We start from the raw sequence: 21037 nt of genomic DNA on the forward strand, positions 1-21037 counted from the left end.
GAAAGGAATTGTTGTCCGCTAAAAATACAACAACTCCCTTCTTCAACTAGAGCACAAAATTATTGCGTCTTTTGGGGTGACGTTCAGTGGTGAGTTAATCCTGAACTCCGGCTAGCCTCAAATAAGAACCAAGATCGCCTTTCAGCCTGATCAATATACTCCTCCAGAATGCTCGCAGTTGCAATGTCATGATGCTCATCGCAAAGCTCATGAACTTTGCGCATATTCGCAATCATTTGCTGATTGTCTTCAGCAAGTTCCGTTAGCATATCTTGTGGGTCTACATAATCCGCATCATTATCTGAAGATCGTTGTAGTTTGGCGATCTGACCAATGGAGCGAAGTGTGGTTCCCCCCAGTTTACGCACACGCTCTGCCAAGACATCGGTCATCTCAAAAATTTGACTGGCCTGATCATCAAACAGTAGATGGTAGTCCCGGAAGTGCGGACCGCTCACATGCCAGTGAAAATTCTTCGTTTTCATGTATAAGCCGAAGGTGTCTGCCAGTAGCGTATTGACAGCAGTAGTAATGCTACTCCTAGTGTTCTCGCCCAAATCAGTTGGAGCCTTAAGTCTGGCTTGATCCTTTGCGCTTACTTGTTCACTGGTTGCTTTTCTCATAGGAAGCCTCATAAAGTTATGGCAAGGGGGAGAGCTAGAAGAGTAAATATTATCTTGGCATTAGATTAGACGCCTGTAGGGCGACTCGCCAGTCAATACCGGGTCACTCTGAGACATGCGCCTTCGTTCCCGCACAATATTTAGCAGGCGTCTGGTCTAAACCAAAAGCCTTCATCAACTGCCTGCTTGCCCCAATATAGGACCCAACTGTTGCGCCTGACCAATAGCCGGTATCACAAGTCAACGGAACGCAGTCTCCTCCAAAAGTTACAAAAGGCTGATCACGTATTATTTTGCATGTGCAAATGGCCTTGAGTGGATTCATTGGGTCGACAATACAGGGTTGATCCAGGCAATCCGTCCAAGGTTTACCTTCTGGACAGGAAAGCACTGGTTTTGTAGGTGCTTGAGCGAAAGAAAAAGTCGATAAGACTTTTTTTACACCGGTCGAGTCAGTTACAGGAATCCGGGTTTTACATGCTGACATCCCGAAGTTTAAACCCTTGTTAACATCACATTGGCAAATTGCATTTGAATCCGGATTTCTAGGGTCAGGGATACAAGGGGCGGAAGTGCATAAGACATATTCATTACTACAAATATTGCCCTCACTACTTTGAGGAGGCTTAGGCTTACCTTCTTCAGCTGCTGTGTTAAACCCTATTAAGGCAAGAGCAATCAAAATCATTATGAATAAGAATGAATGCCTCTTCATGCACATCTCCTTTATGAGTCAAGGGGCGAGTAGGATGTAAGCAGACATTTACTTAAACTCAAATAATAGCAGTCGTTGATTAATAGTTGTTCCCATTTCGCTATCGGCCAGACAGTGTATGGGAACACCCCAAAAACATGACCTTTAATTGGTCATTAAGTAGTCGTGGTTGTGGCTTATCCAGGCTTATTATGAAAAAAGCTTATAGGATCGAAAAAGATAACTGCTCTATCTCGCTCTGCCTCTGGTAGATTCACCCAACGATATTTAAATTTTGAATATATCCGAAAACTTTATTGGCAGTATTACTGATTAGTATTGAGCCATTTAACAATTGCTTTATGCTCGATATTACCAATTGTATTCATGCTTGGATGAAACCTGCCATTAATTTTGAATATTTCGATATTATCTTTCTTCAACTGCTTGTAACTTGCATATGGTGAAATCTGGTCTGAATCTGAGAGTATTAGTAGAGTCGGAGTCTGTGAGGATTTTAAGAGGGGTTTTATGTTTGTATCCTTCAAATCTATATTAGATTTTCTAAGAGCCAAAATCGCCCCGTTGCGTATGTCTCTCTCAGGGATAATCCTGCTAAGTATGGGGTGATCAATTTTTGCATAATTGTATACAGCCTCATCAAATTGCAGCATCGGAGCTAAAAGAATGATTCCACTGATATCTGATCTTAAAGTGGAAATATGTGATGCCGTTAAGGCGCCCATAGAGCTTCCTACAATATATATTTTTCCACCTTTGATGGTTCCTTTTTCAATTAGGTTGTCGATAAGAGCACTAATATATTGACTATCATCTACTCCATATTTCCTCCTGCCACCAGTATCACCGTGACCGAGAAGATCCGGAACAATAACCTGAAATCCAAGAAAGCGGAAATATAAAGCAGAGTCCAACATAAACTCTTTTGAAGTACGGAATCCATGCAATAAGACTACGGTGCCAAAGTAACTTCGATCTAAAGAATTTCTATTTAAGTTAATCTTAACGATATTTTCTCTTTCGCCACGGTTTAATGTTACAGAGTAGTTAAGGTTATTTTCGTCTAAAGGTGAGCCGTAATAATAGCTTATACATACCTTTTTCTTAGATGGGCAATATTCATTTTTCCTAAAGTCTAACTTCTTAATACGTTCGGGAGTTATTCTGTCAACAAAGGAAAAGTTTTCAGCTTTTTCTATTGAGCTAGCTATTCTTTGAGAGCAGGCTGGGATAACTATGCATATTGAGATAACAGTTAGCACTCTGGCTAAAATTGACTTGGCTTTCATATTGCTTGAGTTCAATTAGTAACTGCAGTTTGTTCATATGGCGCGTAGATAGATTTGCTGCTCCATGAATTCCTCACTTGGTGATATCCCGCGCCTGTCTATTTTTGATCTATTACATAGTTAATCTTTTAAAAATATGAATCGTAAACCCATTAGAAAATTTATCCTGACGGACTAGCTTGTTAGTGTTTAAATAATATATCTTTTAAAGTGGTATATGTAATATTGATTAAAATAAATATCTAGACGTAATCCTACTGCTGTCATTAGCGTGCCATAATCGTTTTATTTTTGAATATAGAAAGGAAATGAAGTTGTTGTTGGTATACGGTGGACAGCCAAGTAAAGTACTTAATCAGTATTCATACAAAGTCGTTATTAATCAATAACTTATCATAATTAAGGCCAACTAAAGCACTTAATTGCACAAATATTTATTATTAACAAATTGAGGCAGAAAAAACCCTGTATATGTAGGGCAGGTTCGTTCCGGAAATCGTGATGCGCCGTACCACACTTGTTGGTGGTGCATTACAGGCGGTGTGATATCAGAGAGAGCCTAAGTACACACTCTTCCATGAGAGATGCGTGTCGCTAGGCATTGTTCGACATACCGAGGTATAAGCCTGTAGATTGCGCTTTAGTTAATGGAGACTAAGTTCACGTATATCTGAAAAACGCTTCTGCTATCTTTCTACAGATCTATGGTTCAAAGATGTGACTCTTAAGACTTCATCAAGCGATTGTGATCAAACGATATTTGGCGGGTGATTCCTAGTAAAAATCATTTCCTTTATCCCGCTGCCACCTAATCTCTACATAGTCTTGGATTTTGTTAGTGCGCCAAACTAGCAATAACTAAGGACAACAATCGTTGAACCTTCCGCAGTAGCGGTCGTGCGTAGGGTAGGGGATGCTGATGAAAACCACATCATATATTGCACTTTCGTTACTTTTAACTTCCACAGTTCCAATTTTCGCCACAGCCCAATTGGCTATTCCAGAAATAGGGACTTCGGCTTATCCAGATGAAATGTGCAAACGGGTTAATCCGCATTTTGACAAGCTATTTAAAGCGCCAGTCGATGAATGCTTCAATGGCGTTGGTCAACCTTATCCAGAGTTAGTGGACGGCATCTGTTCAGCAGGAGAACCTAAACGCAACGGTACGCGGATTTGGGGAATGGCTGAATCTCCCCAATTTTTATACTGGGGAACCGGCAGTAATTTTCTCTGTACCGCACAAGCGTCACCAACCGCAGTATTGACACCGCTATTAGCCCCAACCCAGGGTTGGGTGTGCGAGTTTGCCGATGGGATACTTGCTCAGGAAAATCCAAACCTTAAGAACCTTGGGGACTGGCGGGCTCCCTCTGCCTACCGTATGGATACTTGTACACTTGAAGTCACAGAAGTTACTCCCACTTACGATCCGCTTCTACAGGACATCCTTGGATTACGCTCGGGTGGCTACGCGGACGATGTGATTTTTCTTGCCGGGCCGGGTGGTATACAGGAGGGAATTGCCGGCGTTGGCAGTGGTAACAGCATTATCATGTTGGCTTGGCAGGCAAGTACCGGACGGTATTTGGGCTCAAAGAAATTTTCTGAATATTCGAATATCCGTGAGTTTCTTAACTACGAAGGCGTTTTATATACCGGTGTGCGATTGCAAGAGGATCTTGGTGGGGCGGGCCGGGTTCTGCGTTGGATGGGCAATCTCGATGATCCATTCAATTTTGAAATCATCGGTACTATGGAAAGTACTCCGGCAGACATGACGATACACAACGGGCGTATATTTTCGTCTACCTGGCCGAATGGTGATATTGAAACAGGAGAGGTGCAAGCCTACGCCGGGATAGTGATGAGTCCCCAAATACCTTCAGGTGGCTTCATGCCTAATGATGTTGAAGAGTGGGAGGAAGTTTGGAATATTAGCGAGTACGAGCCAGACCCTGTCAGCGCTCGAGCCTATGCCGGTGGGGATATTACTTCATGGCGTGGGAATCTCTACTGGGGTACGATCAACTTTCCGTTCGGTGGATTCAGGAGCCATGTTCTCGCCTATGGTGAGACATGGGGTACTCCTATTGGAGAGCTGGACACCATTATGGCAACCCATAGAGCAACAACCGTATTCCGCGGGGACAACTTTGAAGGAGAAGGGCAGCCAAATGTTGAAGTTCTCTATGGGTATGAAACGGTTCAGGCTTGGGACCCCGATCTCAACAAGTTTGTGGAAACACAAACCTTGTCAGGGCCTCCAAAGCTAGGGGGAGCCGGACTGGGCTGGCTGTTTAATGTATACACTTGGCGCCTGGGAGTGACTGGAGACAATCTGTATCTGGCTACACTTGACGTCAGCTCACTTATACCGAGTGTAATTGATCTTGCGGGTGAGCTTCCCTCGGAATTGCTGATGCTCCTTGAGGATGCGTTATCCAGCCCATCAATCTCTGGTGCAAAACTCTATCGTTTTTTCTCTCCAGATCTACAAGCAATCCCTGCCACTATAAATGGTGTAGGTAATTCGGGTAATTTCGGTTTCCGTACGATGATTAACCACCCAACTTTTATGTGGCTGGGCACCGTAAACCCCTTCCACCTAAATCCCGAAGGGGGTTGGGAGTTGTATCGGTATGCACCGACCACACCGGTTCAGCAGAAATCCGTGGATGGGGCGAAGTCTGATTAGTTCAGTGTCTTCACTGTAGCCGAATTTGCAACCCAGCAAGGAGTTAAGAGTTTGGATTGTGTTATGACTTTGCTGGATGATGGATGAAAGCTCAGCAGGTATTGGTGAAAATTAAACACTTAACCTGGACAGTCCAACTGTGTGGACGGCCAAGTAAAGTACTTAATCAGTATTCGTATAAAACCGTTCTTTTAAGCCTGAGCCCTTAAAAGTTTCTATTCTTGATAAATAGAATCAGACAGCACATTTCTGAAGGCCAATTACAAACTACTCAAAGAGTATTGTCATGAAGAAGGTTTTAGTGACCGGCTTTGAACCATTCGGGCATACGCCAATAAATCCTGCAGAATCGGTAATGCGTGTTTTGGATGGTACCCGTATTGGGAATTCTGATGTTTTTGGAATCCTGGTTCCTAGTAACTTCTTTGAGTGTATTGACTTAGTAACTAGCGCTATAGATGAACTCCGTCCACAAATAGTGATCATGATGGGTGAATATGGTGGGCGATCGATGGTTACTATAGAGCGAATTGCTCAAAATTATAACGATTCTACTCGATACAACCTAAAGGACAATCGTGGCGTAGAGATGCAGGGCGCACCTACGGTTGCCAATGGACCGGTAGCCTATCGTAGTAATCTTCCTCTCAGAGCTATGGTTAGGGCAATGCGTGAAGCCGGAGTGCCTACAGATATTTCGGATAATGCCGCTACTTTTTGCTGTAATCACTTGATGTATGGCGTTTTGCACTTTATTGCCAGCAATCAGCTGGATATACGCGCAGGGTGGATTCACCTTCCGCAATTACCTCAAGTAGCGGCTTTGCCCGAAAACCTTGGTACACCCAGTATGTCCAGAGAGACCTCAGCACTTGGTGTCCATGCTGGAATAGAGGCCGCATTGCTACATACTGAGGATATTGATGTTCCTATTCCATCCAAGTTTCAAGTCTAAGACCTGCTGAAACTATTAAGAAGGGTTTTGACAATGGAGATTGAATGTCTTTGGGAGTGTAACGATGGACTGGGAGAAACACCCATCTGGCATGCAGAAGACACTTCTATCTACTGGGCGGATCATGTCGGCCCTTCGGTTGATTTGGCAGGGCCCCGGCGGCCATCGATTCGGCGGCTAAACATCTCTACTGGTGAAAGAAAGACCTGGGAAATGCCAGAGCAGGTAGGGTCCTTTGGTTTCCGTAAGGGGAGAGGGTTAGTTGGCGCTGCCAATTCAGGATTCTGCACCATTGACCTCGAAACAGGGGAGTTTGAGGCAGTTGTTGATCCGGAACCGAATCTACCCCAAAACCGGCTAAACGATGGAAAGATCGATCGAAGAGGGCGTTTTTGGTGCGGTAGTATGGATACGCAATTGAAAGGTAAAGTCTCTCATTTATATTGCCTTGAGCCTGATTTTAGCGTGCGCCAGGTTGCTAAAGACTTTTCCTTTGTATGTTCCAATGGGATTGCTTTCGACCCAGAGGACACTCGTATGTACTTTGGCGATACCATTGGTGGCATGGTCTATGTATTTGACTTGGATATGGATGAGGGGCGTATCAGCAACCGAAGGCCGTTCTTTTCAGTAGAAGATCGTAAGCCCGCGATTGTAGATGGCGCAACAGTCGATGCTGAAGGGTATTATTGGTTTGCTTTGAATCTTGGCGGTAAGATTTTACGGGTTGATCCTAAGGGCCGCCTTGACCGTGAGATTGACCTACCGATCCGAAGTCCCACCTGCGTTACATTCGGCGGCGACAATTATGAAACTCTCTACGTTACTTCACAGCAATCATTTGTAACTCCTGAGGAACTAGCCCGCCACCCGCAGCCAGGTAGTATTTTTGCTATTCATGGCCTTGGTGTTCGGGGGCTCCCGGAGCCAAAATTTGGAGCTTGAGAAGCCCACCGAGTCAGGATCACTGATAAATATCTGCCTAGCTTATTGACACAGGATAATTTTGCAGATGCATAACCCCCAAGATTAGAGCACCCAAACCCAGTAAGAATGGATGTGGGTGCCCGCTTGGTACTTGTTAGTTATCGTTTAGGTCGTAAACAATAAATTTCTCCCATGAACCTAATGCTTTGCGATTCGCATTAGCCTGGCCATCTGATTCTGCAACGATGTAGTTACCATGCTCTGGGTTGTATAAGGAAATTACGTCACCATTTCGTAAACAGCCCGTATTGTCTGAATGGTTGATCAACTTAAATGTTTCCCAGCTGTACCTAGCGGTTCTATCGACATCTAAAGCACCACTTTGTTGGGCACTGTAGTAATAACCACCGGTGCTTTGCAGCCACACTTCATCCCCGTCTATTAGGCAACCCTGTTGCAGGCTATTTCCTGTAAGGACAATAGTCTCATGGCTACCAATTACTGAGGCATTGGCGTTGGCAGTTTTGCCATTTCCTCCATTACCTGCTGCACCCAGATACTTCCCGTGGGCACCTTTAAGTGCCACTTTTAAGGATTTGACTGGGGGCTTTCCGACAGCCAAATAACCTACAACTGCCTTTATAGTTTCCTCATTATCACTGTTTGCCTCCTGTACCATCAGGCTCATTTCAAATGTGCCAGTTTTCTTATTTCTGACACGCGTGCTTAGGGTTTCTTCCCTGTCACTACCTTGTACTTGGCTGATCAGTAAGTAATCCTGTAAGTCGACCCCGACAGTTTCAAAGTCCGGGGAGCCACTCAAATTATCTTCCAGTGCAACGGCGCCAATATGAAGCTGCAATCCATTGGCAATTGAGTAACTACCAGCCTCCATCACTACATAATGCACCACTTCCGATGTATGGATGCCATCGTTCCAGGCAAACTCCGCAACACGCACATCGAAGCTGGTTGAAGTGATATTGCGAATCTCAGTTGTTATCGGGTCAGTGCCGGCAATACCAATTACTGAAGCAAACACCACAGGGTTTTCATAACTGAAGTCCAACTCTATAGTAGTCCATTCGTGATTTATCCCGTTAGCCTTATCAGCCTCGCCACCTACAAAGCGCCGGTTAGTAAAACGCACTACATCGACCTTTTCACCTTCATGGATCAATTCCATATCTTGTGACTGATCTTCTACGTTAATCAGATAGCATTCACCGTTATCGGCCTCTGCCATACGTAATATTGTTGGATCAAAACCGTTAAAGCTTACGTTTTGATGTAAAAACACATCGTTTGAACTCTCGCAGTTACCATGCCCCGTATTAGTTTCTGTGTCTGTTACATTATTGACCTGGAATCCACTCACTGAAGCCATTTCGATAGTAGATGCGTTATTAGCACTGGCCAATTCCCACATTTCTCTATCCGTTAAATCATCTACGTTTGCTTCCCAGCCAAAACTTAAGGTCTTTCCATCGACTTCTAAAGTTGTCTCCCATACATGGCGGGTCTCTGCCCAGCTCCAGTACCATTTACTCTTAATCTTGGCTTGTGAAACAGTAAAAATGAAATTACTAAAGCTTTCGTGAGTCTGCGTATTGCCAACAACTGTTGCCCAGACTTGTTCATCAGCACTACAGCTGTAAACTTCTACAACCTCCTCATTGCGAATAAAAGTTTTGGTATCCAGGCAGTGACGATAAACAGCCACATAACCATCACCCTCACGTGCAAATAACCAGTTCTGGAAACTGGTTGCTTCATCGAATTGCTCTGTTGGCCAATGCAAATTTACTGGTGCAGTTAGAAAGTCATCTACAGGTAAGAAGTCAGTTGCTCTGTTAACACCATCCATAAAGCGCAGCTCCATCGCAGGTTTGTACAAAACCATGGCTACATTCTCATTTTGCTTTATATAGGGTAAGTGCGTGTTCATTTGCTCCTGGCCACCAGCCTTCCAGCCACCGTATTCCGCACCTGAACGAGTATAAACCGGTATAGTACCGGTTGTTGCTATCCAGGGCAGCTGCTGCCAACCTGCATTCCCCGCATGGAAATCCTGGTATGACGATAATTGCACATTGCCATGGCGATACAGATCCATGGTTTTTTCTGAAATAATTGAGCTTGTGGTGAAAGGTGCACTGGTTTCAGTAAGAAGAACACCTGACATATCGACTACGTCATCTGCCAGGTTAGACTCCACAATCAAATCTTCCAAAAAGAAGTTCAGACCGGCAAGTGGATTCAGGTAATATTCCAGCATCTCATCAATCAGTTCTGGGTGGGCATAGGCGCCGGCAGATTGAGAGAAAATTAACTTATCTTGGAGGTCCAACCCAGCCCATACGGTATCAACTTCAGTGATAGGGTGGCCGGAAGAATAGCTTATGTTAATCTCACCATTAAGTTTTTCAAGGCGATTATAGGCAACACTGCTTACATCAAGTGTAGTCATGGCAAAAATATCCATATGGGTACTACCCGTAAAATCTTGTGGACCTTTGCCAGTAATCAACGCGGTATATCGTGCGAACTTATTATTCAAGAAGTTAAGATCTTGGTGAACACCTTCATAGGTCCTTGAATCGACAGCTATAGCAGCACCAAGGTCGTTGGTGACCATAGCGATATCATTAAGAAAAATAAGGGCAACCTGTCCAGCTAGGGTTTTAATCTCTGTATCCTGGGCATAGTCGTATAAATTTAACAATGCTGTCAGGGAAAATGGACTATAAACATTTGAAGTGGACTCATATACTCCAAACTGCTTTTTAACCTCCAGATAACGTACAAGACGCTCCCTTAGTTTTTCGGGCCCACCACCTATATCCCAACCTTCCATTTCAGATAGTAACCAGCTGGAAGATAGCCACATAAGTACGTGATTTTCAGAAGTGTAAACTCGCTTTCCTTCAGTATCTTCATCCTGCCAATAAGGTAGTTTGATAATTTCACTCAGGATAATATCATCGTACTCATCACTCTCCGCCAATAGCCTAATATATTCTATCAGGCGCATATCAGGGTTTTTGTAAGCGTGCTTTCCTGGTGTAAAAAGATCGGTCAGCCCCCGAGCCAGAGCCTCTTTATCCAGTGGTAAATCATAATATGCCCTGAGTACATAATGATCGTTATTAGGTTCGGCTTTGGATGAATCAAGAACGCGTTCGATATAAGCTACCTGCCGATCACGGAAGGCATTTAAATATGCAGGATACGAGGACGTATCATAGTCTGTAAGGCTCCACAGCCGCGCACCGTCCTCGGAATTCTGCCCCCCCGTGGTGAACCAGTCCGATATATCGAGATCCAGGCCGAAGTAATTTAATGCCGTGACTGTACCATCGGCAACGCCGTAGAAGAAATTAAGTGAACCTTCAACCACGGTCGTTAGTCCATCGTATATCCACTCACCGGTATCTACAAAGAAACCAATTGCTGACGTTACACCATCCTCTACAGTTGTAACGACATCCTCAATAATCTCTTCAACTCTCTCTTCAACAGTATCCCAAGTATCAACAACCCAGGTTGTAAATTTATCCCACAATCCTGCATGGGCATATACGGGTAAAATTAGAATAAACATAAGTGCGATACACGCACCTATTTTTTTGAGCTTCATGATCAAGTCCTATATTGTTTTTTTGACCAAATAGAAGTAACTCTTTGGAGGGGAAATATTTTTGTTAAAAATTAATCATATAATTTAGAAAGTTCCAAGAATTTCATACAATGACGCATATTAAATTATTATTGGATAAAGTAAGTGATGTATGCTGGCTGTTCGAACTTCAAAATTCGTTCAGCAATGTAAGACCTTGTTGTTGATCGGGTCAAACAGAGATGGCGTATAGTGAGAAACTGATCTCACGAAGATTTTAAAAGTTGATTCTGCAATCTCATGAAATATTGCGTTAATAATTTCGTAATACTCTTAGGCTTCTGTGTTGAGAAGGTGACTTTGGCTCGCCTTGTGCAAATGGTTTATCTAAATAAATCTAATTAGCAGAGGCATGACTGTCGCAACTAAGATGTAGAGTGCCAAGGGGGCTAATTACCTGAATTGGCCTTACCCAAGTACAGTAGATGTTCTCAGTTGTATAAGGATACGAAGTGACCACTACCCATAAGTTTTTCTCATATTCCGGTTTTGGTGCTTTAGTGAAGGGGCGAAATTTATAGTGGTCTAAAATAAAAGCTGGCAGCAGCTTGTATTAGTAGCTAATAGCTGAAAAGATGTGAATTCGATACTATCGTCTAAAGCTAAACTAATCACTACTGATTAACTTGATACCTTCCGCCGAATAAATCTGATTACTTGACCTTGAACGGACAGAACACCTTCTGATAAAGACAACTGATAACTGAATGCTCAGGCAGTGAACGGTAATTTAATGGAGCTGCCGCAAATCGATAGCTAAAACTGTTCATCTCCCTATGGATTTCACTTTTCCGACTTGGTATAGATATTGTTAGAGGGCTATACATTACCAACTGGTTAGCAATTAGGAAACTCTTTGGTCTGCTAACTTCTATCTCTGAACGTGGCTGATACACAAAGGTAAGGCAGAGTGATAATAAGTTATTAATGAGTAGTGATTTAAAATCCGCGAGCTTAGCCAAAATTAAATAGAGCGAAAGGGGCCCACCCCGAAGGGTGGGAAATACCTTAATGGGTTTGATGCTCTAAAGCATTTAGGAAAGTTGCAATATCATCTACTTGTTGTGTGCTTAATTTCTGCCCCAATTGGTACCAAGCCATATCGTAAATTGCTTGTTCAATGGTTTCTACACGCCCGTCGTGGAAGTAAGGAGCGCTTCTGCTTATATCGCGTAACATTGGAACTTTAAACATCATTTTATCTTTTTCAAGGCCTGTAACTTTATAACGACCTAAATCTTCTTGGTGTGGATATTGGTTGACTAGCCCCATCTTCTGGTACATGTTTCCACCCAAGGTTGCACCATTGTGGCATGCCGAACAACCAGTGTTGATAAAGGTTTGCAAGCCCTTTAACTCACTTTTTGTCATAGCCTGATCATCGCCGCTCATAAAATCATCAAAACGATCATTCGTAATCAGGGTGCGCTCAAATGCAGCTATGGCCTGAGCAATATTGTCGTAAGAGATAGCATTTTCTTTACCAAAGGCGTGTTTGAAACTTTCTTGATATTCGGTAATTTTTGAAATCTTTGTCTCAACAGCCTCTTCTGAAGGCATTCCCATCTCTACAGGGTTTAGAATTGGACCTTTGGCCTGTTCCTTCAGGTCCTCTGCGCGACCATCCCAAAATTGAGCCATTTGGAATCCTGAATTCCATACCGTTGGAGAGTTTCGATCGCCCTTGGTACCAGGTAAAGCTCCCGGTGATGTCGCTTCATTGTCAACGCCCGAACCGTTGTAGTTCCCTACTTGATGGCAGCTGTTACAGGATTGGCTATCATTGACTGAAAGTCGTTTGTCCATGAACAGTGTTTTTCCAAGCTCAACCATGGCTGGGGTGTCATTCTCACTGCCTGGCATAGTTTCTGAGAGAGTGCCGAACATAATTTTTGATTGTTGACGTAATTGATTTATATCAACTTCGGCTGTTGCCGTTGTTGATAGCAAACTTGCTGCCGCTATCAAGCCGCCAATGATTGGAAGCTTTAGATCTCTTTTCGAAAAAATTTTCTTAATCACTTTGGTATCTCTCCCAAATCTCAAAAAAGAATGAAAACTAACCTATTTTTAATCAAAGTTAGACGGTGCCACTATATAGGGGAGCTCGTTCAGCTGATACCATGATTTAACAAAAAATTTGTTGATTTTTGGAATATCCAGAATTGTTCACAAAATATTTTCCAAATATTATTCAGAACTTGACCTATACATTGAGTGCACTGGATTTGGCAAAATTGATGTCTTGCTATTTACCTTTGAAAATTGCAGGGCAATTTCTGAGATGGGGAGGAAGTGTAGAGTTGAGGGGATACTTATCGGCATCTCCAAAGAGAAATGATTCGTATTCCTGCTAGTCGGTTGGTGGTGTAATATTTACTCGAACGATAAATGGACCCTTAACTATTTGAATGTAGTCAACTTTTTAGTTAGAGCTTTTAGGTTTTAGGAAGCTTTTTATCTTATTGTTATATCTGTTTAACTTTTATATTGGTCTACGTACCTTAAATAGAGGCGTTCCGCTACCTATCAAGCTACCGGGCTTAACAAGAATCTCTTCGATCAATCTCTTTAGTGAAATTGGTTACTTTCCCGATTAGCACCCCTAGTTCGCCTTTCTGGGGAATTACATTTTAGAGCCACCTGAGAATCTCTGTCGATACTCCCGAGGAGAAAGACCGGTCTGTTTGTGAAACATTTTCCGGAATGCGCTGACATCCTCATATCCCACTTGCCAAGCGATCTGTTCGACTTGCAATGTGCCCGTTTCCAATAGCTCGCGAGCCTTTTGCAGACGTTGTTGTTGTAGATATTCGGCGGGTCTATAACCGGTAACCTTGTGAAACCTTCGTAGAAAAGTACGCTCGCCCAGATTGGCGAGTTGAGCCATCTCTGCAACAGAGATTGGTTGTTGATAATCCCGGTGAATTTGCTGCTGAACTTTTAAAATTGCTTTATCACCATGATCTACAGGAGGTAGAAAACTGCGGTAATAACTTTGGTAACGAGTTCCTGTATCCACCAATAGGAAACGTCCCAACTCCATAACTATATGGGGAGGCATGTATCGTCCGACCAGATGTAACCCAAGGTCGATCCAAGACATTACACCTCCTGCGGTGACAACATCCGGGTCTGCAATCAGGATGGAATCGATATTCAGCTCTATATCCGGGAACTTCTGCTTAAAGTCATCGACCAGTCGCCAGTGAGTGGTCGCCTGGCGTCCATCTAATAGTCCTGCGTCGGCCAACATAAAAGCCCCAGCACAAGCGGAACAGGTTACGGCCCCCTCTTTGTGTCGCTTTAACAACCAGGTACTGACATCTGTCGGTGGCTCCATGTACTCCTGACCTTCAAGTACCGGCGGTACAATAACGATATTTGGGCCTTTAGAAGCCCCTTTTTTCTTGGGTATGACTTTTCCGTCATTAATTAGCCAGCGTGATACCTCAAATAGCGCCTTGGGTTCTGGAATTGACTCCTGACAGATGTGGTTTGCGGTTTGGAACAGATCGATTAGGCCATAAGTCGCCGACCGAGCCGCTCCGGGGATCATCAGTATTGCAATGTGGATTGTTTGGGTCACTAGCCCCCCTGTCAGTTCTTGCCTGTTTTATGTCGGTCTTGCCACGCCTGTATCTTAGCCCACCGCCCTAACATGCGCTTGTACATTTCAAAGACACAACCAAAGGACAACCTTATGAGCAAAACAGCGCTAATCGTCGTCGATATGCAAAACGACTACTTTGAAGGAGGAAAGTGGACTCTTGAAGGCATTGGCCAAGCGTCAAACCAAGCCGCAAAAGTGCTGACTGAGTTTCGCAAAAAGCAGTGGCCAGTTATTCATGTTCGCCATGAATTTCTCAGTGAGGATGCTCCATTCTTTATTGCCGGTAGTGAGGGTGCGAAAATCCACAAAAGCCTTCTGCCTGTTGAAGGTGAGCCGGTAGTACTCAAGAATGAAGTTAACAGCTTTAAAGGTACGGATCTTAAAAAGCACTTGAATGGGCTAGGTGTTAATAAATTGGTCATTGTCGGTGCGATGAGCCATATGTGTATCGATGCCATCACCCGAGTGGCAAGTGACTTTGGGTATGAAAATACCGTTATTCATGATGCCTGTGCCAGTCGGGACATGTACTTCAATGGTGTAGATGTTCCCGCTGCACATATACATGCAGCTTATATGGCTGCACTGCAATTTGCTTATGCAGAGGTGATCAGTGCTGAGGAATATTTAACGCAGTAATTAATTCACCTGCACCTTAGAGTTAAGCAACACGCGATACTCTACCGATACTCTACACCTTTAGCGATCAGGACTTTAGGCTTTAAAAGCCTAAAGTCCTTCTCTGAGCTGCATGTACAGCTCGACTTCTTGATAAATTTCTTTATACCTAAAGATTGTCGACTTGAATTTGACTGTTTAGTCAAAATTATTAGTCTGATCAGGTTTTGGATCTGAAATGAGCACTTATCCCAACTTGCTATGCCCTCTTGAAATTCAGCAGGTGCTATCGAAGGAAGAATAGTTGCTTTTTTTAGAGTCGGAGGTGGGCATCCTATCAATGCCCCCTTATTAATCAGTGGCGTTTTATGAACCCCAATTTATATTGTCTAGCCCATATGAATGATATAATGTATCATTTCTATGGTTGATGCGTATTGATCTGTGTTCGGACTAAATAGATTAGAAGGATTATTGTGAGAGATACTCTAGGAATTTTCGCATCCGGTATTTGTCTGCTTCACTGTTTTTTGCCACCTTTATTACCCGCTTTGGGAGGTTTAGGGGTATTAGGTGTTTTACAGGGCGACCAGTTTGTCCATTTACTTCTGTTGGTTCCGGTCTTATTTTTGGCTTTTGGCAGCTTCCCGGCCTCCTGCCGACGCCATCAGCGTTACACGGTAATGGTTGTGGGGTTCTCGGGGACGCTGCTATTGGTTGGTGCGCTTTACCTTGAAGGGCCTTGGGAGCTGGTTGCCAGTGTTGTTGGTGCTGGCCTATTGATCATTGCCCACTGGGTGAACCAGCGCTTAGTGTATCGGATCGCTTTGGTTGATTAGGTGAGGATGATGAAGTCTGCTGGAGTTCTGCTGATCGCTTTGTCCCTGGCTGGCCCAGTTGTGGGAGGTATGGGAAGTCATGTCCATGGTAAGGCCATGATGTATCTAGTGGCCGAGACAGATAGAATCCGTATCGAACTAGCGTCACCTTCATCTAATTTAGTGGGATTTGAGCATGCGCCTTGTAACGATGCCCCAAAATAGCTGTTAGAGTAGGTTACTCTCGAACTATCCAAGCCTGATCATTTTTGGAGTTTGGCAGTGCTCAGTGCCAGCCCTTAAGTGTGGAAGTTGGGGCGCCATCATATAGTGCAGAAGTTAGCAGTGACAGCTCAGCGCATTGTGGTTTCCATGCTAGTTATGAATTCAAGTGTGATAATCTCGCACTCCGGTCGTCAGGGAGCTGAACTGCTCACTGGTAAAGACAACAAATTGCTAATGAAATAGGCTATGAAAGCATCCCAAATCAAACAGACCCTTAGTGTGGCGGAGCAAACCTGTCGCAGTTCGGGTGCCCGCTTGACTGAAAAGCGCAAGAACGTTCTTACTGTTTTGCTGCGGTCAAAAACTCCGCTTTCTGCCTATGAGATAGCGGAGCATTACAACGGTGACTTTCGCGACTCAATTCCCGCCATGTCAGTCTACCGAATGTTGGATTTTCTGGCCGCAGAGAACCTGGTTCACAAGCTCAATTCAGAAAACAAATACCTGGCCTGTGCTCATATTGCCTGTGACCACAGCCACCAGACTCCACAGTTTTTAATCTGCAATCGTTGCCGCAAGGTGCGGGAAATTGGTATTAGGCCTGAAGTCATTGATGCACTGCGCGATACGGTTGAAAGTGCCGGATATCATCTCGAGACTTCCCAGTTGGAGCTGGACTGTGTTTGTGATGAGTGCAGTCGGGATGCAGCTTAGTGGCAGCTGGTCAGTTAATACGTGGGGTGCCTGCCAACGTTATCACTGGTTTTCTGGGTGTTGGCAAGACGACCGCAATCCGCCACCTTCTGGAAAGTAAGCCCGATGATGAGCGCTGGGCTGTTCTGGTCAATGAGTTCGGAGAGGTGGGTGTTGACGGCGCACTTTTTGAACCGGACCAGGAAAAAAGTATTTATATCCGAGAGGTACCCGGAGGCTGCATGTGCTGTGCTGCCGGTTTGCCGATGCAGGTTGCTTTAAACCAGTTACTGGCCAAAGCCAAGCCCCATCGTTTATTGATCGAGCCCACGGGTCTGGGGCATCCGCGAGAGGTGCTCGAAACGCTGTCCGACGCTGTACGCTGCGGTGTTTTGAACCTTCGTGGTACGCTTACTTTAGTGGATGCCCGCTGTATAGAGGACAATCGCTATTTGCGTAGTGAGACTTTTCGGCAGCAATTAGAAGTTGCTGACTTGGTGGTGGCTAATAAGTCTGACCTATATGGCCCTGAGGACTTGCAAAATCTACAGCGTTTTCTGTCATTTCTAGGTGAAGGGACGGAAAAACCTCTACAGGTAGTAGAGCAGGGGCGTATCGAACTAGAGTGGCTCCAGCTGCCCTGCAGTTTTCAGGTCTCGCCAGGGAGTGATCACCATCATCCAGTAATCCAGGTGGCGGATGAGGTTGAGTTATTGCCGGAGTGTGGTTATCTCCGCTCAGAAAATAGTGGAGAGGGGTTTTACAGTTGTGGTTGGCGTTTTAGCCCTGAATTTATATTTGATTATGATGCGCTCTTTTCTCTATTCAGTGGCACTGACGCTGAGAGAATCAAGGGGGTATTTATTACCGAGCAAGGTGTATTTGGATTTAATAAGGCTGACATAGTGCTTACAGTATTGGAGCTGGATGACACATTGGAAAGCCGGGTGGAGGTGATTAACCAAGCGCGTTTGGATTGGGGCGCGATGGAGAGCTGCTGGATTGCTGCCCTGGCGGATAATCAGGGTACCCAAACATAAGTGTTCCTAATTACCACTCTTGCTAAGTCAAGTTTAGCTGTATATAAATACAGCTATCTCGTTGATCTGCAAGGGGATGCACCATGGCTCGCAACAAGGTACAGTTTCAGAAGGGGATTAGTTTGATCCAATTCCTCAAAATGTACGGCAGCGAGGAACAGTGCTTCGATGCGCTGTCGCGATGGCGTTGGCCCAATGGCTTTAGTTGTCCTCACTGCGGACATGACAAGCATTGCGACCTCGCTTATCGCAAGCTTAAGCAATGTAACCGGTGTCGACGTCAGACATCGATTACCTCCCGTACGATTTTTGACTCTACGAAGCTCCCCCTCACCACCTGGTTTCTCGGTATCTTCCTGATTACTCAGGATAAGAAGGGTATTTCCTGTATGGAGCTATCTCGACATCTGGGCATCTCTTACAACGCAGCATGGCGTATGAAGCAGAAACTCATGCAAGTGATGATGGAGCGAGACCAGCGATACAAACTGTCCGGTTTTATTGAACTAGATGATGCCTATCTTGGTGGTGAGCGTACTGGATGCAAGCCGGGGCGCGGAGCCAAGGGTAAAACTCCCTTTGTAGCTGCCGTTGAAACAACCAAGGAGGGATGCCCAACCCGTATTAAGCTCTCAATTATCAAGGGCTTCAAAAGCAGTGAAATTTCAACCTGGAGTAAAAAGTCCCTTTGTAGTGGCAGCACAGTCATCTCAGATGGCCTTCCATGCTTCAATGCCATTAAGGAGGCCGGTTGTGTGCATGACAAAATTGTTTGTGGTGGTGGCCGAGCTTCTGTTGAAGAGCCTGAGTTCTATTGGGTAAATACGGTACTTGGTAATTTAAAGAGTGCGCTGCGTAGTACTTACCATTCTATTAGGCCGAAATATGCACAGCGCTATTTGGCAGAATTTCAATATCGCTTTAATCGGAGGTTTGATTTATCGGCACTCATTCCAAGACTGGTTTACGTCTCTCTTCGGACGCCGCCGATGCCGGAAAGGTTGCTAAAAATTGGCTTAGCATAAGTGGTAATTAGGTAAGTGTTTTACAAATCCAAATAGCTACTCGACTAGAAGCTATTTCATAACTTCTTTAACGTAATTAACATGCATACAGTATAGAAAAAACACGATAAGAGGAAAAATATCGCTCCCATCTAACAACCAAGCGGCGGTAATTTAAAAGTCCGCTCAACTTTCCATCGGCGAGCATACCTTCTGAGCTTTCTACCATCCTGCCTTGGGGCTTTATTCCTATTTCTCCTGTGTAGACAGATAAGGAAGATCTTTCCATCGCGCTCCAGAAAGCAAAACCCACAGGATGTCCTCAAAACAAGCTTGATTATCAATAGGTTTTGGGCCTCCCTTTCCTCGTTTTAACTCAGGAGGACAAAATTCGATCAATTCCCATTGTTCATCGGTTAACTTTGACTTGAATCGGTTCATTATTGCAGTACCTTATTCAAAGTGATTGCACGAAAATAGTTCATTTCAAGTTATGAAAAAGCCTATATGGTTAATATTTCCAGTAAAAAAATGAGTGTTAAGAAATCAATGCTGATGGGGATAGAGCAGGAGCAAGTGAACACTTTGGATGTCAACAATGGCAGGGAAACTCAAAGCTATACATTAAAGCCAGGTGAGAGTAGGGTAGCTCAATAGGCTATACACCACTTTTGCGAAAAGTTAAATAAATTAGCCTTTTACCGGCATATATATCCAGATTGAATGGGAATTGCCGTTATGATTTCTCTCTTTACCAAAAAATGAGCCATATATAGTGGCTCCCAACTGGCTGTATTTCCATCAGTTAATTATTGCCTTCTCCATGACCATGAGAAGAAGGTTCGCGGTAAATTTCATGGGTTATTCCTAAGAAGAGTTTTACGTCCCAGTAAGCGCTCGTCACTCGTCGGCGGATCCGAAATCGAAAGTGAGTAGCAGTCGCAGTTGGCCGGGCTCGATACTTGGTGAGCGGTGGATTAGACCGGCCCCTTCATTGCCCTCCCAGAGTTCGCCCTTGAGAAGGGCAACCGAGCCGCATGCCAGGTGATTGATGGAAGTTGGAGGGAATTCCTGGTTAGCCTTTAAGTCGAGTGTATTTGGGGTAATAGAATCTGGTGTCAGCCACTCTGTACCCGTACCTAAATAAGTCGTAATCAATCGACAGGGCACCCGGTCTACATGAAACTTTGGGCACATTGCACCGTTCAGGGTTGTTAAACGAATACCGACTCCACTTAGCTCAAATAGATAACTGAACATATCTGCCAATAACTGGATATCAGCACACAAGTGCGGGTAGGGACCAAGCTCTGGTAATGCTTCACCGAGACGCTCGATCTTGGCGGTGGGTAATAGAATCCTACGGTTGGGGTGTATACCACTATTTAAGAGGGAGCGGCAATCACTGGCTATGCTACTGGGCAGTTCCCGTTGCCAGATGGCCATATTAATATCAGCTTGGAAAATATCTGCTAAAACTTCTCCATTATCTGCAGATACGGCCCGACGGGTATTTGGCAGGTCTGCCACTGACAGTCCTTCCTCTTTCGGAGCCAGTTCAGTATTTGGAGTTTGTGTAATAATTGTCTCATGGCTTCTTTCTGTAAAGTCGGTCAGGCTCAAGCTAATCTCCAATTAAGTAACTTCGGCTAATAAAAACTATTTTCAGAGGCTTTAATTGCTTTGATCTCTGCTATGGCGGGCGGTGCAATACCTAAATACCTCACTCGCGCACTACCCGCCCCTTAATGCAGGCTATGATATAACATAACATATTGAGAGTGGTCGGCCTAGGCAACCTCCAACATTGGGGTGAATCAAGCTTGAAGACCGAATTTATCGGGAGTTCTGATAGCTGGAGGGAGCCTTGGTGAGGCGTATTGACCAATGCCTGGCGCAAGTAGATTATTCGGCCATGTTCTTTTTAGCAGCAAAACTGTTTATCTCAGATTTCTTTCTTGCCGTCGTCGTAATTCACATTTTGTTCAGATTTAACTGAGTTAAAATGATACAATGTATCAATTGTGTATTTATGGTTTATCCCATTTGAGTGGAAGAGCCAGGGAAATAATGGCAATGATTGGCAGGATTTAGCTAGAGGTGCAGCTTCGTGCCGGCCTACAGCCGGGGAGGGTGTGTT

General features: G+C 44.3%; 17 protein-coding genes. 9 read left to right on the forward strand and 8 right to left on the reverse strand.

Translation table 11 applies throughout. The features are described from left to right. Positions 1-83 precede the first annotated feature (83 nt). From ACJJIT_RS08870 to ACJJIT_RS08880, 3 genes are all read right to left on the reverse strand, one after another. A complete protein-coding gene (locus ACJJIT_RS08870; protein ID WP_444900701.1) occupies positions 84-623 on the reverse strand; it encodes a Dps family protein in 540 nt (179 codons plus the stop codon). Between the two features lie 103 nt (positions 624-726). Beyond that, positions 727-1338: a hypothetical protein gene (locus ACJJIT_RS08875; protein ID WP_444900702.1), complete on the reverse strand. Its 612-nt coding sequence runs from the start codon at positions 1336-1338 to the stop codon at positions 727-729. Between the two features lie 305 nt (positions 1339-1643). Then, positions 1644-2627, reverse strand: coding sequence for an alpha/beta hydrolase (locus tag ACJJIT_RS08880; protein ID WP_444900703.1), 984 nt, complete (start codon positions 2625-2627; stop codon positions 1644-1646). Positions 2628-3546: 919 nt separating this feature from the next. Here ACJJIT_RS08880 and ACJJIT_RS08885 point away from each other — a divergent pair. The 3 genes from ACJJIT_RS08885 to ACJJIT_RS08895 all read left to right on the forward strand — a co-directional run bounded on the left by ACJJIT_RS08885 (position 3547) and on the right by ACJJIT_RS08895 (position 7225). Then, positions 3547-5325 (forward strand): hypothetical protein, encoded by a 1779-nt coding sequence (locus ACJJIT_RS08885; RefSeq protein WP_444900704.1) that lies wholly within the window; start codon positions 3547-3549, stop codon positions 5323-5325. A 286-nt stretch (positions 5326-5611) separates the two neighbouring features. Further along, positions 5612-6280 carry a pyroglutamyl-peptidase I gene (gene pcp, locus ACJJIT_RS08890; RefSeq protein WP_444900705.1) on the forward strand — a complete coding sequence of 223 codons (669 nt, stop codon included), beginning with the start codon at positions 5612-5614 and terminating at the stop codon, positions 6278-6280. Between the two features lie 33 nt (positions 6281-6313). Beyond that, a complete protein-coding gene (locus tag ACJJIT_RS08895) occupies positions 6314-7225 on the forward strand; it encodes an SMP-30/gluconolactonase/LRE family protein (protein ID WP_444900706.1) in 912 nt (303 codons plus the stop codon). A gap of 136 nt (positions 7226-7361) precedes the next feature. Here the strand turns inward: ACJJIT_RS08895 and ACJJIT_RS08900 are convergent, their stop codons facing one another. The 3 genes from ACJJIT_RS08900 to ACJJIT_RS08910 all read right to left on the reverse strand — a co-directional run bounded on the left by ACJJIT_RS08900 (position 7362) and on the right by ACJJIT_RS08910 (position 14475). Continuing rightward, a complete protein-coding gene (locus ACJJIT_RS08900) occupies positions 7362-10847 on the reverse strand; it encodes a fascin domain-containing protein (RefSeq protein WP_444900707.1) in 3486 nt (1161 codons plus the stop codon). Positions 10848-11894: 1047 nt separating this feature from the next. After that, entirely contained in the window at positions 11895-12908 is a 1014-nt protein-coding gene (locus ACJJIT_RS08905) for a cytochrome-c peroxidase (protein ID WP_444900708.1), read from the reverse strand. A gap of 604 nt (positions 12909-13512) precedes the next feature. Beyond that, positions 13513-14475, reverse strand: a complete 963-nt coding sequence (locus ACJJIT_RS08910) for a GlxA family transcriptional regulator (protein ID WP_444900709.1) — start codon at positions 14473-14475, stop codon at positions 13513-13515. A gap of 114 nt (positions 14476-14589) precedes the next feature. Here ACJJIT_RS08910 and ACJJIT_RS08915 point away from each other — a divergent pair, with 114 nt between their 5' ends. The 6 genes from ACJJIT_RS08915 to ACJJIT_RS08940 all read left to right on the forward strand — a co-directional run bounded on the left by ACJJIT_RS08915 (position 14590) and on the right by ACJJIT_RS08940 (position 18918). Further along, positions 14590-15138: a cysteine hydrolase family protein gene (locus ACJJIT_RS08915; protein ID WP_444900710.1), complete on the forward strand. Its 549-nt coding sequence runs from the start codon at positions 14590-14592 to the stop codon at positions 15136-15138. 455 nt (positions 15139-15593) lie between these two features. Continuing rightward, on the forward strand, positions 15594-15956 hold the full coding sequence (locus tag ACJJIT_RS08920) for a MerC domain-containing protein (RefSeq protein WP_444884807.1): 363 nt from the start codon (positions 15594-15596) through the stop codon (positions 15954-15956). A 9-nt stretch (positions 15957-15965) separates the two neighbouring features. Then, entirely contained in the window at positions 15966-16160 is a 195-nt protein-coding gene (locus tag ACJJIT_RS08925; protein ID WP_444900711.1) for a ZrgA family zinc uptake protein, read from the forward strand. Between the two features lie 246 nt (positions 16161-16406). Next, positions 16407-16874: a Fur family transcriptional regulator gene (locus ACJJIT_RS08930; RefSeq protein ID WP_444884810.1), complete on the forward strand. Its 468-nt coding sequence runs from the start codon at positions 16407-16409 to the stop codon at positions 16872-16874. Beyond that, positions 16874-17893, forward strand: coding sequence for a CobW family GTP-binding protein (locus ACJJIT_RS08935; RefSeq protein ID WP_444900712.1), 1020 nt, complete (start codon positions 16874-16876; stop codon positions 17891-17893). The genes ACJJIT_RS08930 and ACJJIT_RS08935 overlap by 1 nt, the downstream gene beginning before the upstream one ends. Before the next feature lie 83 nt (positions 17894-17976). Then, positions 17977-18918: an IS1595 family transposase gene (locus ACJJIT_RS08940; RefSeq protein ID WP_444900226.1), complete on the forward strand. Its 942-nt coding sequence runs from the start codon at positions 17977-17979 to the stop codon at positions 18916-18918. Between the two features lie 228 nt (positions 18919-19146). Here the strand turns inward: ACJJIT_RS08940 and ACJJIT_RS08945 are convergent, their stop codons facing one another. Both ACJJIT_RS08945 and ACJJIT_RS08950 read right to left on the reverse strand, forming a co-directional pair. Continuing rightward, positions 19147-19338 carry a transposase gene (locus ACJJIT_RS08945; RefSeq protein WP_444900713.1) on the reverse strand — a complete coding sequence of 64 codons (192 nt, stop codon included), beginning with the start codon at positions 19336-19338 and terminating at the stop codon, positions 19147-19149. A 459-nt stretch (positions 19339-19797) separates the two neighbouring features. Beyond that, positions 19798-20520, reverse strand: coding sequence for a DUF1826 domain-containing protein (locus tag ACJJIT_RS08950; protein WP_444900714.1), 723 nt, complete (start codon positions 20518-20520; stop codon positions 19798-19800). Positions 20521-21037: the final 517 nt, after the last annotated feature.

The sequence above is a fragment of the Microbulbifer mixtoriginis (SeqCode) genome (assembly GCF_052467515.1).